The following is a 13439-nucleotide window of genomic DNA, read 5'->3' as shown; positions in this document are numbered from 1 at the left end:
CAAATAACAGCTTTTGTCAAGTAGTATGATCTATAAAGTAAAACTTCCATACCAGCGCGATTCCAGATGACGGCAACGATCCTGCAGCTTGGAAGAACTTTATGATTCTTGAGGCAGACTTTGTTATTTTCCTTAGTTAATGATTCCGGCAGGCGCCCGGCTAACCGGGAATAAAGTCTTTTGAATAACCTGGTATTTTCTCTTTATTTATATTGGTCAATTAACGCTTGAATATGTGTCATGATGATTTCTGTCGCTTCAGCCGGTTTTGCTTTACGCATCCTTAACTCGGAAAAATCTATTGGCTTACCAAATATAACTTTAGTAGGCTTAAAGAGTTTATACGAACCAATTATTGCACACGGAACAACTTGAGCATCTGTTCTTAAAGAAAAAAAACCCACTCCAGAGAGTCCTTTTTTTAGCTGATTTGTTTTATTTCTTGTTCCCTCAGGAAAAATAATAATTGTTTTCCCTTCTTCAAGCAGTTTCATCGTCATTTTAAGAACTTGACGGTCTGCATGTCCCCTTTTTACCGGGAAAGCATTTAAATTGGAAATTAATTGGCTAAACAAAGGAATTTTAAACAATTCCGCTTTCGCCATAAAACTTAATTCGCGCGGACACACAGACCCAATCAAAGGCGGGTCAAAATTTGATTTGTGATTGCTGCAAAGTATAACCCCGCCTTCGGTTGGCACATTTTCTTTCCCATAGACTTTATATCGAAAAAGAATTTTAAAAAGGCCGGCAACTATAGGCTTGCAGATGGAATAAAGATTCACTCTTCATTCCTCTCTTTCACAATATTTAAGATAAGATTTGAAACATCTTCTATACCCATAGAGGTTGTATCAATCTCAAGCGCATCATCAGCTTTTATTAATGGGGAAACCTCTCTTTCACTGTCCAGTTTATCGCGAAGTGCTATTTCTTCCTTTAATTTCTCAAGCGGCGTTTCGATCCCTTTTGACTGCTGTTCCTTATAACGGCGTAAAGCCCGTTCTTCTACTGAAGCTTTCAGAAAAATTTTCACTTCTGCGTCAGGCAAAACATGCGTACCGATGTCGCGGCCATCCATTACGACCCCGCCTTCAGTTGCTAATTCTCTTTGCCTTTGAACCATTTCTTCCCTAACCTCTCTATGCTGAGAAACTAAAGAGACATGACTCGTAACATTTGAGTACCTAATTTCTTCAGTTACATCTTCGCCATTAACTAAAACTTTTTGTCCAATTTCTGCCGGTACTAATTTAATTGTTGTTTCCTGCAGAAGCTTTCCCAAAGCTTTACCGTCATGCAGATCGGTTCCTTCTTTTAAAGCCTTGTATGTTAAAGCCCGGTACATAGCACCTGTATCTATGTAAATATATGAAAGAACGTCTGCAACTTTTTTTGCTACCGTACTTTTACCTGCTGCTGCAGGACCATCAATTGCTATTCGAATATTTTTCTTCATAGTTCCTCCCCAAATTCCGATCCAAAACCTTTAGAGGTTGTTCAAAAAAACCGAGTACTGTTTTATTTATGTTGACCAATCTTAACATGATTACTATACCATAATGACCGGGGCTGTTCCATTGTTTCAGACGTCTTATTGGACTTTGATTTATATACACCTTCATATTGGATGGCTTTGTTTAGATAGGGCGCTGTATGATGATTCGCCATAAAATATTGACCTGAAAGTAAACAAATAAATTGGATGATAATGACCCGCTTTATCCAAATTTCAATTATATCGGCCAGTGTTTTTGATTGCATACAATACCCCTTTTCATTTACAGAAATGATATTATCTTAGTTTTTACTAACTTTTAATAATATATCCGGCCTTAATTAAGAAAAAAGGCATGAAGAAAACCAAAAGTTTCTCCATACCTATAAACGGATTTTCGTTTTAAATTTTTAATCGCTGAGCAGCTCAACTTTTTCCTGTTGACCGTTATCAGCATTAACAAGCATTCTGTAGGTGTCATTTCTTTTTGTTCCTAAGAACTCGTAGCATAATGTATTTTTCCCAAGCTCATTTTGATAAACAACCAAATGAGTTTCTTGAATTTTTATATTTTTATTTAAAACCTTCCGTGCTTTTGCTTCAGAAATTTTTGGTTTTAAATCAATATTGACTTTATGGTTGGCCAAATAATCTGTCTGATCAAATGCCATGATTTGTCCATTATCCAAGGCTGCCTTTATTCTTACGGATGCAGGATAGACCCTTACATTATCAACACTTTCAGCATAAGTAAATACGCCCATATGGTCATATTGATTACTTTTAACCAATGTCATATTTTTAAAGCCATGCTGTTTTAAAAATTGCTCGGCTTTCTTTGATGCATTATATAGACTTATTCGATCATAATTAACCGGACGATGATTAATAAACCATATGAGATAACCGCCTTTAGTTGTTACCGAGGCGACAAGATTTTGACCTGTCTTTTTATTTTTTACAGTCATATTATAAGAATCATAATGGGCACCTTTGCCGCTTTTTTGAACGGTAATGGTTGATGAATCTTTTAGGTTAAGGAAATCTTTTGCTTTTTTAACAGCCATATTTTTTGAGATAGTTGGACCTTTTAACTGGCTAAAGTTTTTTTCTTGATTTAAGCTCATTTGAGACATTTCCGGGCCCCACTGGTTTTGAAAGCTCCCTACTTTGCCATCTACTGTTTTTAGACCATCAATGATTTGATTATCATTATTTTGTTTATGATTGGCCAGCGCCATTTGAACATCCATCCATCTCAAATGATTTTTCATGATTTTATTTTGTACGTTTCTTAAATCATTTTCGATTTGATTGGATTGTTTATACAGGTTCTCAAGCTGATGATATTCTTTGTCAGATAATGGCTGATCACTTTGATTTTTAATAGCCGCCTGGTAACTGAACTGACCTAAATGACTTAAATATTCATTGGTTTTATTAAAAGGCAGCAAAGTTAAAGGCAGTTCGCCTACTGCACTATGAGCCATTGTAGATAATCGCCAAACTTCCGCAAGCTGCGGCCTCATCGTATCTCTTGAACTCATCGCGAGCGTTGTACCAATCTTATTATCTAACTGATCAACGTAGTAAGAAAGCTCGTGATAAGACTGCTGATAGTGGTTCTCCGAGTTAATTAGGACAGCATTTTTTTCTTGATGCTCCTGATACCCCCAGTAACCTACTCCGGCAACAACGAAAACTAATAATACAACAAGCACTGATCGAATCATGATTCTCACCTCCAATTATTTTGTAAAAATATGTTTACCTATTTTTAAAATTTGCGGCCGCGACCAAATCCACGCGGAAGTGGCTGTATCAGGGTTAAAGTAATACATTGCGTCATGAGTCGGGTCCCATCCGTTTATTGCATCAATCACTGCTTTTTTCGCCTCTGCGTTAGGTGTTAACCAAATTTGCCCGTCAGAAACGGCTGTAAACGCTCCCGGTTGAAAGATAACACCGGAAACTGTATTTGGGAATTTTGGACTTTCTACACGATGTAAAATAACAGCGGCAACAGCAACTTGTCCGACGAAAGGTTCTCCGCGGGCTTCACCATATACTGCGTTAGCCATTAAGTTAATATCACTTTGCGAAAATCCTTTAGGAATATTTTGATTGGCACTTTGATTGTTATTTTGATTGGCGTTTGTGTTCCCTTGATTCTTGTTTTTATTTGCGGCATAACTATTTGATTGATTTCTATAATTGTATTTCGTTACGGCAACCAACTTTTGTCTTGTCTTTAAACCAGCCATGCCATCAACCTTTAACCCAAACTTTTCTTGAAAGTTTCTTAATGCCCAATAAGTACTCCAACCAAAAACACCGTCTATTTTACCATGGTAAAAGCCAATGTATTGCAGTCTTGATTGCAACTCAATGACATCATTTCCCACCGATCCCTGATGAATAACCTGGGAAGTAAAAGCTTCGGTTTGTCTAGGGCTATCAACACATAAACCGCCCATCATGATTAGGAAGGTTAAAATACCCGCCAAATAGAGTTGACGCTTCAATAGCATTTATTAGTCCTCCTCGGTATCTGCATTGTCATTTTATAAGCGTAGTTTTTCTTAAAGAAGAAAAATTATGCAGGCATAAAAAGAGACAGTCAATCTTTGACTGCCTCTTTTTTCAAATGTTTTTTTGTTCAAGCCATAGTTGGTGCTGATTGTGAGCTAACTTGATTTTTCTAAGGGCACTCCACCATAGATAAATCATAAAAGGAATAATAATATAAAGCCACGCTTTATCTATATGAAGAATCAAATCGTACAGGCCGTGGATCAGCGCAGCAATCAATAACCCGATAAACAAATATCGTTTTTTCTTTACTGAAAACTTGGCTTTTCCAATATAATAACCCATGATAACAGCAAATAAAGCATGGCTGGAGACCGGAAGGATCGCGCGAAACAGAGCATAATGAATACCATAGACGGTCAAATACAAAATATTTTCGACAGTGGCAAAACCAAGTGAAACGGATACCGTGTAAATAATCCCGTCATAGCGTTCATTAAATGCTGTATGACGATAAGCTGTATAAATAATAATTAACCATTTAAAAAATTCTTCAAGCAAGCCATTCAGCAAAAAACTATTTGTCAATAATCCTTGCAGGATATGCTCAGTTTCAAAAGCATATTGAATAGCCATGACAGGAAAGACAATCAATGCGCCAAAAATAAATGTTTTTAAAATCATCCCGATAGGTTCAGTTTCATATTTGTCTTTTAAATAAAAATAAGACAGCAATGCTATCCCAGGCGCAATCCCGGTCGTGATAATAGTCAGCATGCCCTATCCTCATTTCACTATTTTTTTCTATCGTAACATGTTATTTTATAAAGTGAAACTTCCATTTGCAGAGTTTTTCTATTTATGGTTTGCAAAGCCTTTACTAAATACTGGAGTTGACATCTATGAGAAAACGAATTTTAATCATTCACACAGGCGGTACAATAGCAATGGCAGAGGATCTTGAAACAGGCGCTGTTAAGCCAAGCAAAGATCACCCTTTGAAAAACATGATGGATACGCTTAACCAATGGGCGGATATTACTGAATTTGAATTTCTTAACGTACCTTCGCCCCACATAAAGCCAAAAAATATGTATGACTTATCTAATTTCATTAAGCAAAAATTTACTGACGACCATTTTGATGGCGCTGTGGTCACACATGGTACGGATACACTTGAAGAAACCGCTTATTTTCTTGACCTTGTATTAAACCTTGAAGAACCTGTGGTTGTGACAGGTTCTATGCGTTCCAGTAATGAACCGGGCTATGACGGTCCGCCAAACCTTATTGAATCCGTGCAAACTGCCGCCAGCGACAAGGCACGCGGTCAAGGTGTCCTTGTCGTATTAAATGACGAAATTCATACAGCTAAAAACGTCACAAAGACACATACGAGCAACGTCGCAACTTTTCAAAGCCCTCAATTCGGTCCCATTGGCATTGTCACGAAAAGCGGCGTCTTCTTCCATCATCATCCTATTCAACGGGATTATTATGATATTAACAAACTAAGTAAAAGGACAACTTTATTAAAAGCTTATGCAGGCATGGAACCGGATCTTATTCAATCTGTTGGAGAGAAAGGTTACGACGGCCTTGTTATTGAAGCCTTGGGGCAGGGCAACCTTCCTCCAGCTATTGTTCCTGAGTTAGAAAAATTAATCAATCAGGGGTTGCCCATTGTGATTGTCTCAAGATGCTTTAACGGCATTGTTCAAGACGTATACGGATATGAAGGCGGAGGTAAACAGCTTAAATCAATCGGTGTGATTTTCTCAAATGGCCTTAACGGACAAAAAGCACGGCTTAAACTGATGATTGCACTGGAAATAACGAATGATCCTAAAGAGCTTCAAGATATATTTCTAAGATAAAGAAAAAACAAGGTGAACTTACCTTGTTTTTTCTTTGTCTTTTTCAACAATAGCTTTTGCTATCGCTTCTCCGTGCCAACGGCCGTTTTCGATAAATATTTCGTTAGCATTATTCCCGGCGGCGATGACACCCGCTATAAAGACACCGCTGACGTTGGTCTCCATCGTATCCGGGTCATAAATAGGTTTCCCAGACTCTTCTTCAATTTGAATACCTATGCTTTTTAAAAAGTCTTGATCAGGATGATAACCAGTATGGGCAAAGACATAATCATTAGCAATCTCATGAGTTTGTCCGTCTTGGGTTGTATAAATAACTGTATCCTCTTTAATTTCCTTAATATGCCCTTCAAAAACCATTTTTATCTTATTATGCTTAACCAATGATTGGAATTCCGGCAAAATCCACGGTTTAACACTTGGAGAATAGTCCTTGCCCCGATATATAACCGTGATTCTTGCGCCTGCTTTTTCAAGTTCCATTGTCGTATCAACTGCGGAATTTTTCCCGCCCACAACAACAACATCACAGTCAAAGAAAGGATGAGCTTCCTTAAAATAGTGAAAAACTTTCGGAAGATCTTCTCCGGGGACACCCATATAATTTGGGTGGTCATAGTAGCCTGTAGCAATAACAACAAATCGGGCATTATAATGAGCTTCTTCTTGATATTTATCACGAAAGGTTGTTATCTCAAATAAACCGCTGTCTTTCTTCTGAACGTTTGTAACCGTTTCAAAGGCATTAATCCTTAATTTTTTTCTGCGGACAACTTCTCTATAATAAGCAAGCGCTTGGTTTCGTTTTGGTTTTCTCCCTTCAATAACGAAAGGCATTTGACCAATTTCCAGCTTTTCGCTGGAACTAAAAAACTGCTGGTGAGTTGGATAATTATAAATAGCTTGAACGATATTGCCTTTTTCTATAATTAATGGCTGATAACCTTTTTCTTGTAAGTAAATAGCTGCAGATAACCCGCAAGGTCCCGCACCGATAACAATTACATCTTCTCTTGTCATAGTCTCAACCCCCGTATATAAAAAAACTTCCCCTTTGATAATAGGGGAAGTTTCCTGCTATTGCAAATGATATTAATTAAAGAAGCTGTCCGAAAACAAAATTATATCCAACCGCGGAATCTTGATGCTTCAGCCATTTTTCTAACGCCAACCATATAAGCGGCGAGTCTCATGTTCACTTTACGGCTTTCTGCAGTCGTATAAACATTATTAAACGCTTTAACCAGTACTTCTTCCAAACGTTGGGCAACTTCTTCTTCAGTCCAATAATAACCTTGATTGTTTTGTACCCATTCAAAGTAAGAAACAGTAACACCGCCAGCACTTGCAAGAACATCCGGTACAAGCAAGATGCCGCGCTCAGTTAAAATTTTCGTTGCTTCCAGAGTCGTTGGGCCGTTAGCTGCTTCAACAACAATATCAGCTTTGATTTTGTCTGCGTTTTCATGAGTGATCTGATTTTCAATTGCTGCCGGTACAAGAATATCACAATCAGATTCAAGCAATTCTTTATTTGTAATTGTATTTTTAAATAGCTTTGTAACCGTGCCAAAGCTGTCACGACGATCTAGTAAATAATCGATATCTAAACCTTCAGGATCGTATAAAGCACCATAAGCATCGGAAATCCCCACAACTTTAGCACCGGCGTCATGCATAAATTTAGAAAGATAGCTGCCTGCATTACCAAAACCTTGAACAATGACACGAGCGCCTTTAAGGTCAATACCGCGTTTCTTTGCAGCTTCGCGGATAACAATCGTTACCCCTGTAGCTGTTGCTGCGTCACGGCCATGAGAACCGCCCAATACAACCGGCTTGCCTGTAATAAATCCAGGAGAGTCAAATTCTCTTATTCTGCTGTACTCATCCATCATCCAGGCCATAATTTGTGAATTTGTAAAAACGTCCGGTGCCGGAATATCTTTAGTCGGCCCTACAATTTGACTTATAGCTCTTACATATCCGCGGCTAAGTGCTTCAATTTCATTAAAAGACATTTCACGCGGATCACAAATAATGCCGCCTTTACCGCCGCCATACGGTAAATCCACGATACCAGCCTTAAGACTCATCCATATTGACAACGCTTTCACTTCTTTTTCAGTGACATCAGGATGAAAGCGCACGCCACCTTTTGTAGGACCTACAGCATCATTATGTTGCGCTCGGTAGCCGGTAAAAATTTTAGTTGAACCATCATCCATTCTAACCGGAATTCTTACGGTAAATAAACGTAATGGTTCTTTAAGTAATTCATAAACCTCAGTCGGATAACCGAGTTTGTCTAATGCTTCATGAATCACCGATTGAGTTGATGCGAGTACATCATTATCTTCAACTTTTGGGTTTTCCGAGCCGTTATTGGCTACCATTTCCAATTACCTCCTGTGACCTTCCATCAACATCTGTCTCTATGCAGATGACCATTAAATGGGATTTATTTATTAATCCAAAAAAACTATGGATTCTTTTTACACATTAACTATAGTGAATTCACTTCAATATTTCAATACATGTACGACAAAAAACAATAATTTTTTATGCGGACAAAAACTATGTTAAAATTGTTTTGAAAACCCTTTACTACTTGAGGAAAAGTCTAAACTTTTCAACAAATATTAAAGGGATTTTTTGTTTAAATATAAGTTCAAAAAAAGGATTTTAAACAACTTCTTAAATCAGTTAGATTGAACCGTAAGATTAACCAGTTGCTCAATCATGTCGTCATAGGAAATACCGACAGCATTTGCTGCATCCGGGAATAAACTTGTCGGCGTCATTCCGGGCAATGTATTAACCTCTAATATAACAGGCTCACTGCCATCATTCGGTAAAATAAAATCAACGCGTGAATATGTTTCACACCCTAATTGTCTATGAGCAAGAACAGACCATTTCTGGAGCTTCTTCGTCACATCATCCTGAATTCTTGCCGGAACATAATGTGTACTCATTCCTGGAGCATATTTTGCCTCGTAGTCATAAAATTTATTCTTAGGAACTATTTCTACAACCGGAAGTGCTTTGATTTCTTCTCCTTTTCCCAATACAGAGACAGTCAGTTCTTTTCCATCAATAAAAGTTTCAATAAGTGCCGTTTCATCATACTTTAATGCTGTTTGAATCCCTTTTTGAAATTGCTCATCGTTTTCGGCAATAGTTAACCCGATAGTAGAACCTTCGCTATTTGGTTTAATGACAACCGGATAGCCGAATGGGGAAGATTGATAACTTTGTCCTTTTCGAACTGAACACCCTTCAGCAGTACGTATACCGGCATTTTTAAATAAAACCTTGGCTCGTGCTTTGTCCATGGCAATAGATGAAGCCATAACACCGGAACCGACATAAGGGATTTTCAAAATATCAAGAAGACCTTGTATGCGCCCGTCTTCACCATATTTACCGTGCAGACCAATAAAAACCAAATCGACGTTCAATTTAATGATTTCATTCAAATTCTCAGGATCAAAATCGACGCCTACGACTTCATGGCCCTTTCTTTCAAGTGCTTCCATTACGCCTTTTCCGGTTGATAAAGACACCTCCCGTTCCGAAGATGTCCCGCCATATATTACTGCAATTTTCATTTTGTTTCCTCCTTGATGAAGTCAATGCCAAATCTATGAATCTCATATTGTTTTACCCCGAAGGGAAAGAACCCCTGCTAATAGAAGTTTCACTTTATTATATTAGCATTTGTCTTTCTTGAAAATAAAAATGGTCATTTTCTTGAAAAAAGATTTTGCACATTCATTAATGAAAAGCATAATATGTATATCTTGCTCATAAGCATAAAGAAAACCCGCTTAATTCGCGGGCTTTATGGATTGGATATTTATCAGTTAAGCTTAAGAACCCCCACACTTTTGTTAATGTGAGGTTTCCTTTTCAACAAAATAATGATAAAGTTGCTGCACGGCATGATGATTCATAATTACTTTTCCATATTCAATTAAACGATGGCTTGTCATCGTTGATGGATTCCCATATTCCGCTAATACTGCGACAAGGAGATCAAAATCATTAATGAGTTCATCTGTCTCCTCATCAAAGTGAAGATAGTATTTATTATCAAAATAATACAGTTTTCCAACTGATATACCTAAATCATGCAGCTTATGAGCTAAAGCGATGACATCTTCAAAGTCATCAATTTTGTATAAGATATCATCACATTCATCAAGGGTGACTTGCATCTCAATGTAATCATCGTCATCATCAAATAAATCATCATTATTAAAGGATTTGGATACTATGACAACCATGCCTTGAGCAGGTAAGGAAAACACTTCAACTTCAATGGGCCCCTCTGCTTGAAATCCAAGCTCATCATCTGCTTCCATAATCATATCTCTAAACAGCTGATGCACTTTAGGTAAATCATGCCACATATCTTCTTTTGATATGCCGCGTTCCTTTAAATCATCAAAGGTTAAAAAAATTTTGATCTTATCGCTATTTAGTCGCTCCAACCGCATTATTCGCCCTCCTTACCATACGCAAACTCTTTTTATACTATATGCCGGGTGCCTTTCCGTTGTTCATAATAAAGAAGCTTTAATGTAGTATACACTGGAAGATGATAATAGGACAAGTAAAAACAATTATTTAAAAGAGATTATATTATATTTCTGAATTTGATGATCGTAATGTTAACAAAAGCGTATCCGGAGGCGCACCTAATCTTAAAGGGTGCCAAGTCGTACCATAGCCATTACTGATAATAAGGGTGCCAAAAGATTTCTTCTTAATTCCCCCTTTTTCCCTCAACCCCCAGCCAAACAGCCGAATCTGCCCGCCGTGTGTATGTCCGCTTATCACTAAAGGAATATTGTGATGTTCATGCAATTTATACTTAATATCAGGGTTGTGGCTTAATAAAACTGTCGCCCCTTCCTTTCTTCCTTCTAAGGCTGCTTCAAGTCTATCCAAATTGTTAGTGACGTCATTTATACCAACAATGTTTAAATAATCATTATCTCTAGTGACGACATCGACTTGATTATCTAATATTTTAACCTGATATTTTGTAAATATTTGTTTGAGTTTATCTTTATCAACATATAAATCATGGTTGCCCCATATAAATATGACAGGGCCAACCCCTGATAAGCGTTTGACATTCTCGTCGACCCTTGAAAAAGGGACCCCCGTCTCCGTTAAATCACCGCCTATCACAACAACATCGGGTTTACCGCCTAATTTGTTTATTAGCTTCTCGGAAACCTTCCGGCGATGAATATCAGAAATAAAGAAGATCTGAAAGCCATCAAATACTTTTGAAAGCCCACTTACCGCTATATCCTTTTTTATAACGATATGCCGTTTTGCCTGAAAAAGCATATTTAAAAAAGTTATTGCTAAAGCAATGATAATTATCAATAAAAGCCACCAAAAGCCCAACAATAAACCAGCCCCTTCATCAATAACCCCCTCCCATACCGTATTGTATGAAAGGACATTTAACCGTGACTTACCTGATCGATTCTTTTTATATGTATTAAACATTCGACAAGCTGTTTAAACATATAACAGCAATGACAAATAATTTTTTGGAAAAGGAGGTATGGTTATGTCCACTAACAGAAAATCTTACCACCCTTTTGTCAGTCCGCATGATCCTTGTCCGCCGCAAACCGTTAAAACTTATGAGACACCGCCTAATTTATATTTAGGATTTCAACCGCCGGGGTTGGAACAATTTCAGCCTTTAGAAGCTTTAAAAAAAGGAACGCTATGGCCGGCACTTTACTCACCTTACTCCAGTCCGTTTGAACACCATAAAAAGGGGTGATTTATGATGACAGAAGATAGAGCCCTGCCTAATGATTATTATGAGCGTATTGAGGAATTGCAAGCGATAGATTTTGTACTTGTTGAACTGACGCTGTATCTTGATACTCATCCAGATGATCTTGAAGCACTTAAACAATATAATACTTGCGCAAAAAAACGTCATGAATTAAAGGAAAGGATTGAACAAGAGTACGGACCCTTGCAGGAGTTTGGCAACAGTTATTCATCATATCCTTGGAAATGGGCGACAACGCCATGGCCGTGGCAAATTTAATCTTCTGAAAGGTTGTGATGCCTTTTGTGGCTATACGAGAAAAAGCTTCAATACCCTGTCAAAGTAAGGTCCTGCAACCCCAAGCTTGCAAAATTTCTTATTGAACAATACGGCGGCGCGGATGGAGAACTGGCGGCAGCTCTACGTTATTTAAACCAGCGCTATACAATACCTGATCGTGTGATTGGATTATTAACAGACATAGGCACTGAAGAATTTGCCCATCTGGAAATGATCGCGACTATGGTATATAAACTGACAAAGGATGCAACGCCTGAACAGCTCAAAGAAGCAGGGCTTGGCGAGCATTACGCAAACCATGATAAAGCTTTGTTTTACGAAAATGCAGCAGGAAATCCCTTCACAACAACTTATATTCAAGCAAAAGGCGACCCGATCGCCGACCTTTATGAAGATATTGCTGCCGAGGAAAAAGCCCGGGCAACTTATCAGTGGATTATTAACATGTCTGATGATCCATTTATTAATGACTCTTTAAAATTCTTACGGGAAAGAGAGGTCGTTCACTCACAACGCTTTAGAGAAGCAGTAGAGATTATAAAAGAAGAGAACGGTAAAAAAAAGTATTTTTAGATGCCTTGGTTTCAGGCATCTTTTTTGTTCAGTTCAATCCTCTTATCACTCTATTTATGATATAAATTAATATCTTTCTCCTTATCGAGAAATTCTAAAACCTCGCTTTTGCCTTTCCAATCTATCTGTTCATACCATAATTCATAGTTCCTGTCTATGACCTCTTTTCTCAATTCATCATAATCTTCATCAGCATCATCATAATTTTTTCTGGCTGAATTCCAAGCGATTGTCATTATAAAGGCTGCTCCCCCCAGGAACCATAAAAACGGATCTCCCAAAACATATGTAAACTCATAAAAGTTCTGTGTTGTTTCAAGCTTATAAAAAAACAAATAATAAATAAGCGCACCGTAAACAATCATTGATGCCAGTCCAAATATCGAAAGCCTTTTTTTGTATTTCGCCTCTTTTTCCTTTCGTTCAATAAGCTTCACTAATATATGATAAGTGATATCGGGGATTTGCCCGTTATCCCTAAGTTCTTTTAGTTTATTCATATATTTGACCCTCCTATTTTAATCGTATGTCGATACTTTAAAAATAGGACAGGTATTTAGCTTAAAATGATTTAAAAGATGATCAATGACAAAATAACAATACATACCATGATTATAAACATCCATGAAATGACATTTGTTATAACCAAAGGATTAGACTTTCTATTCTTTCTGGATATCTCTTCTTGAGATTCCTCAGATTGTGACTTTTGGTGCCGTCTCCTTCTATATATCTGTTTTTCTTCAGGTTTTCCTATTGACCCACTTCTGTGATTTCGCGAACGCCTTGACGGCAATGACTCTTCGGTATAATCCCATTCCTTTAATTCTTCTTGATTCAT

Annotated in this window: 17 protein-coding genes; 4 read left to right on the top strand and 13 right to left on the bottom strand. The window is 37.6% G+C overall.

The window, feature by feature from the left end:
- Positions 1-203: 203 nt before the first annotated feature.
- The 6 genes from ACFQRG_RS00790 to prsW all read right to left on the bottom strand — a co-directional run bounded on the left by ACFQRG_RS00790 (position 204) and on the right by prsW (position 4807).
- Positions 204-785, bottom strand: a complete 582-nt coding sequence (locus ACFQRG_RS00790; protein WP_380962656.1) for a lysophospholipid acyltransferase family protein — start codon at positions 783-785, stop codon at positions 204-206.
- A complete protein-coding gene (gene cmk, locus ACFQRG_RS00785; protein WP_380962654.1) occupies positions 782-1459 on the bottom strand; it encodes a (d)CMP kinase in 678 nt (225 codons plus the stop codon). Before cmk ends, ACFQRG_RS00790 begins: the two co-directional genes overlap by 4 nt.
- 62 nt (positions 1460-1521) lie before the next feature.
- Positions 1522-1764, bottom strand: a complete 243-nt coding sequence (locus tag ACFQRG_RS00780) for a DUF5359 family protein (protein WP_380962652.1) — start codon at positions 1762-1764, stop codon at positions 1522-1524.
- Positions 1765-1908: 144 nt separating this feature from the next.
- Positions 1909-3231, bottom strand: coding sequence for a germination protein YpeB (gene ypeB / locus ACFQRG_RS00775; protein ID WP_380962650.1), 1323 nt, complete (start codon positions 3229-3231; stop codon positions 1909-1911).
- Between the two features lie 15 nt (positions 3232-3246).
- Positions 3247-4029, bottom strand: a complete 783-nt coding sequence (gene sleB, locus ACFQRG_RS00770; RefSeq protein ID WP_380962648.1) for a spore cortex-lytic enzyme — start codon at positions 4027-4029, stop codon at positions 3247-3249.
- Positions 4030-4141: 112 nt separating this feature from the next.
- Positions 4142-4807 (bottom strand): glutamic-type intramembrane protease PrsW, encoded by a 666-nt coding sequence (gene prsW / locus ACFQRG_RS00765; RefSeq protein ID WP_380962646.1) that lies wholly within the window; start codon positions 4805-4807, stop codon positions 4142-4144.
- Positions 4808-4932: 125 nt separating this feature from the next.
- Between prsW and ACFQRG_RS00760 the strand changes: the two genes are divergently transcribed.
- Positions 4933-5907 carry an asparaginase gene (locus ACFQRG_RS00760; RefSeq protein WP_380962644.1) on the top strand — a complete coding sequence of 325 codons (975 nt, stop codon included), beginning with the start codon at positions 4933-4935 and terminating at the stop codon, positions 5905-5907.
- A gap of 18 nt (positions 5908-5925) precedes the next feature.
- Here ACFQRG_RS00760 and ACFQRG_RS00755 read toward each other — a convergent pair whose 3' ends face one another.
- The 5 genes from ACFQRG_RS00755 to ACFQRG_RS00735 all read right to left on the bottom strand — a co-directional run bounded on the left by ACFQRG_RS00755 (position 5926) and on the right by ACFQRG_RS00735 (position 11442).
- Entirely contained in the window at positions 5926-6927 is a 1002-nt protein-coding gene (locus ACFQRG_RS00755; RefSeq protein WP_380962642.1) for a YpdA family putative bacillithiol disulfide reductase, read from the bottom strand.
- Positions 6928-7028: 101 nt separating this feature from the next.
- A complete protein-coding gene (locus ACFQRG_RS00750; protein WP_380962640.1) occupies positions 7029-8303 on the bottom strand; it encodes a Glu/Leu/Phe/Val family dehydrogenase in 1275 nt (424 codons plus the stop codon).
- A 306-nt stretch (positions 8304-8609) separates the two neighbouring features.
- A complete protein-coding gene (locus ACFQRG_RS00745) occupies positions 8610-9521 on the bottom strand; it encodes a D-alanine--D-alanine ligase family protein (RefSeq protein ID WP_380962638.1) in 912 nt (303 codons plus the stop codon).
- Between the two features lie 282 nt (positions 9522-9803).
- Complete coding sequence (locus ACFQRG_RS00740; RefSeq protein ID WP_380962636.1) at positions 9804-10412, bottom strand: genetic competence negative regulator; 609 nt, start codon at positions 10410-10412, stop codon at positions 9804-9806.
- A 145-nt stretch (positions 10413-10557) separates the two neighbouring features.
- Positions 10558-11442 carry a metallophosphoesterase gene (locus ACFQRG_RS00735; RefSeq protein ID WP_380962634.1) on the bottom strand — a complete coding sequence of 295 codons (885 nt, stop codon included), beginning with the start codon at positions 11440-11442 and terminating at the stop codon, positions 10558-10560.
- A 64-nt stretch (positions 11443-11506) separates the two neighbouring features.
- Here ACFQRG_RS00735 and ACFQRG_RS00730 point away from each other — a divergent pair, with 64 nt between their 5' ends.
- The 3 genes from ACFQRG_RS00730 to ACFQRG_RS00720 are packed head-to-tail and all read left to right on the top strand — an operon-like array spanning position 11507 to position 12598.
- A complete protein-coding gene (locus ACFQRG_RS00730) occupies positions 11507-11728 on the top strand; it encodes a spore coat associated protein CotJA (RefSeq protein ID WP_380962632.1) in 222 nt (73 codons plus the stop codon).
- Positions 11729-11734: 6 nt separating this feature from the next.
- Positions 11735-12004: a spore coat protein CotJB gene (locus ACFQRG_RS00725; RefSeq protein WP_380962746.1), complete on the top strand. Its 270-nt coding sequence runs from the start codon at positions 11735-11737 to the stop codon at positions 12002-12004.
- Positions 12005-12028: 24 nt separating this feature from the next.
- Positions 12029-12598: a manganese catalase family protein gene (locus tag ACFQRG_RS00720; protein WP_380962630.1), complete on the top strand. Its 570-nt coding sequence runs from the start codon at positions 12029-12031 to the stop codon at positions 12596-12598.
- 50 nt (positions 12599-12648) lie between these two features.
- On the opposite strand, the gene ACFQRG_RS00715 is transcribed toward ACFQRG_RS00720, so the two are convergent.
- Together ACFQRG_RS00715 and ACFQRG_RS00710 are read right to left on the bottom strand one after the other, a co-directional pair.
- Positions 12649-13098, bottom strand: a complete 450-nt coding sequence (locus ACFQRG_RS00715) for a DUF2663 family protein (protein ID WP_380962628.1) — start codon at positions 13096-13098, stop codon at positions 12649-12651.
- 71 nt (positions 13099-13169) lie between these two features.
- Positions 13170-13439, bottom strand: a complete 270-nt coding sequence (locus ACFQRG_RS00710; protein ID WP_380962626.1) for a hypothetical protein — start codon at positions 13437-13439, stop codon at positions 13170-13172.

Origin of the sequence: Scopulibacillus cellulosilyticus (assembly GCF_042665295.1) — a bacterium.
Lineage (GTDB): Bacteria > Bacillota > Bacilli > Bacillales > Sporolactobacillaceae > Scopulibacillus_A > Scopulibacillus_A cellulosilyticus.
Note: the sequence above shows the minus strand (reverse complement) of the source record. Positions and strands in the feature narration are given on the sequence as shown.

Coding starts and splice junctions, on each gene's coding strand:
- cmk (WP_380962654.1), bottom strand. CDS start 1,459: ATGAAGAAAAATATTCGAATAGCAATTGATGGTCCTGCAGCAGCAGGT.
- ACFQRG_RS00780 (WP_380962652.1), bottom strand. CDS start 1,764: ATGCAATCAAAAACACTGGCCGATATAATTGAAATTTGGATAAAGCGG.
- ypeB (WP_380962650.1), bottom strand. CDS start 3,231: ATGATTCGATCAGTGCTTGTTGTATTATTAGTTTTCGTTGTTGCCGGA.
- sleB (WP_380962648.1), bottom strand. CDS start 4,029: ATGCTATTGAAGCGTCAACTCTATTTGGCGGGTATTTTAACCTTCCTA.
- prsW (WP_380962646.1), bottom strand. CDS start 4,807: ATGCTGACTATTATCACGACCGGGATTGCGCCTGGGATAGCATTGCTG.
- ACFQRG_RS00760 (WP_380962644.1), top strand. CDS start 4,933: ATGAGAAAACGAATTTTAATCATTCACACAGGCGGTACAATAGCAATG.
- ACFQRG_RS00755 (WP_380962642.1), bottom strand. CDS start 6,927: ATGACAAGAGAAGATGTAATTGTTATCGGTGCGGGACCTTGCGGGTTA.
- ACFQRG_RS00750 (WP_380962640.1), bottom strand. CDS start 8,303: ATGGTAGCCAATAACGGCTCGGAAAACCCAAAAGTTGAAGATAATGAT.
- ACFQRG_RS00745 (WP_380962638.1), bottom strand. CDS start 9,521: ATGAAAATTGCAGTAATATATGGCGGGACATCTTCGGAACGGGAGGTG.
- ACFQRG_RS00740 (WP_380962636.1), bottom strand. CDS start 10,412: ATGCGGTTGGAGCGACTAAATAGCGATAAGATCAAAATTTTTTTAACC.
- ACFQRG_RS00735 (WP_380962634.1), bottom strand. CDS start 11,442: ATGTTTAATACATATAAAAAGAATCGATCAGGTAAGTCACGGTTAAAT.
- ACFQRG_RS00730 (WP_380962632.1), top strand. CDS start 11,507: ATGTCCACTAACAGAAAATCTTACCACCCTTTTGTCAGTCCGCATGAT.
- ACFQRG_RS00725 (WP_380962746.1), top strand. CDS start 11,735: ATGACAGAAGATAGAGCCCTGCCTAATGATTATTATGAGCGTATTGAG.
- ACFQRG_RS00715 (WP_380962628.1), bottom strand. CDS start 13,098: ATGAATAAACTAAAAGAACTTAGGGATAACGGGCAAATCCCCGATATC.
- ACFQRG_RS00710 (WP_380962626.1), bottom strand. CDS start 13,439: ATGAATCAAGAAGAATTAAAGGAATGGGATTATACCGAAGAGTCATTG.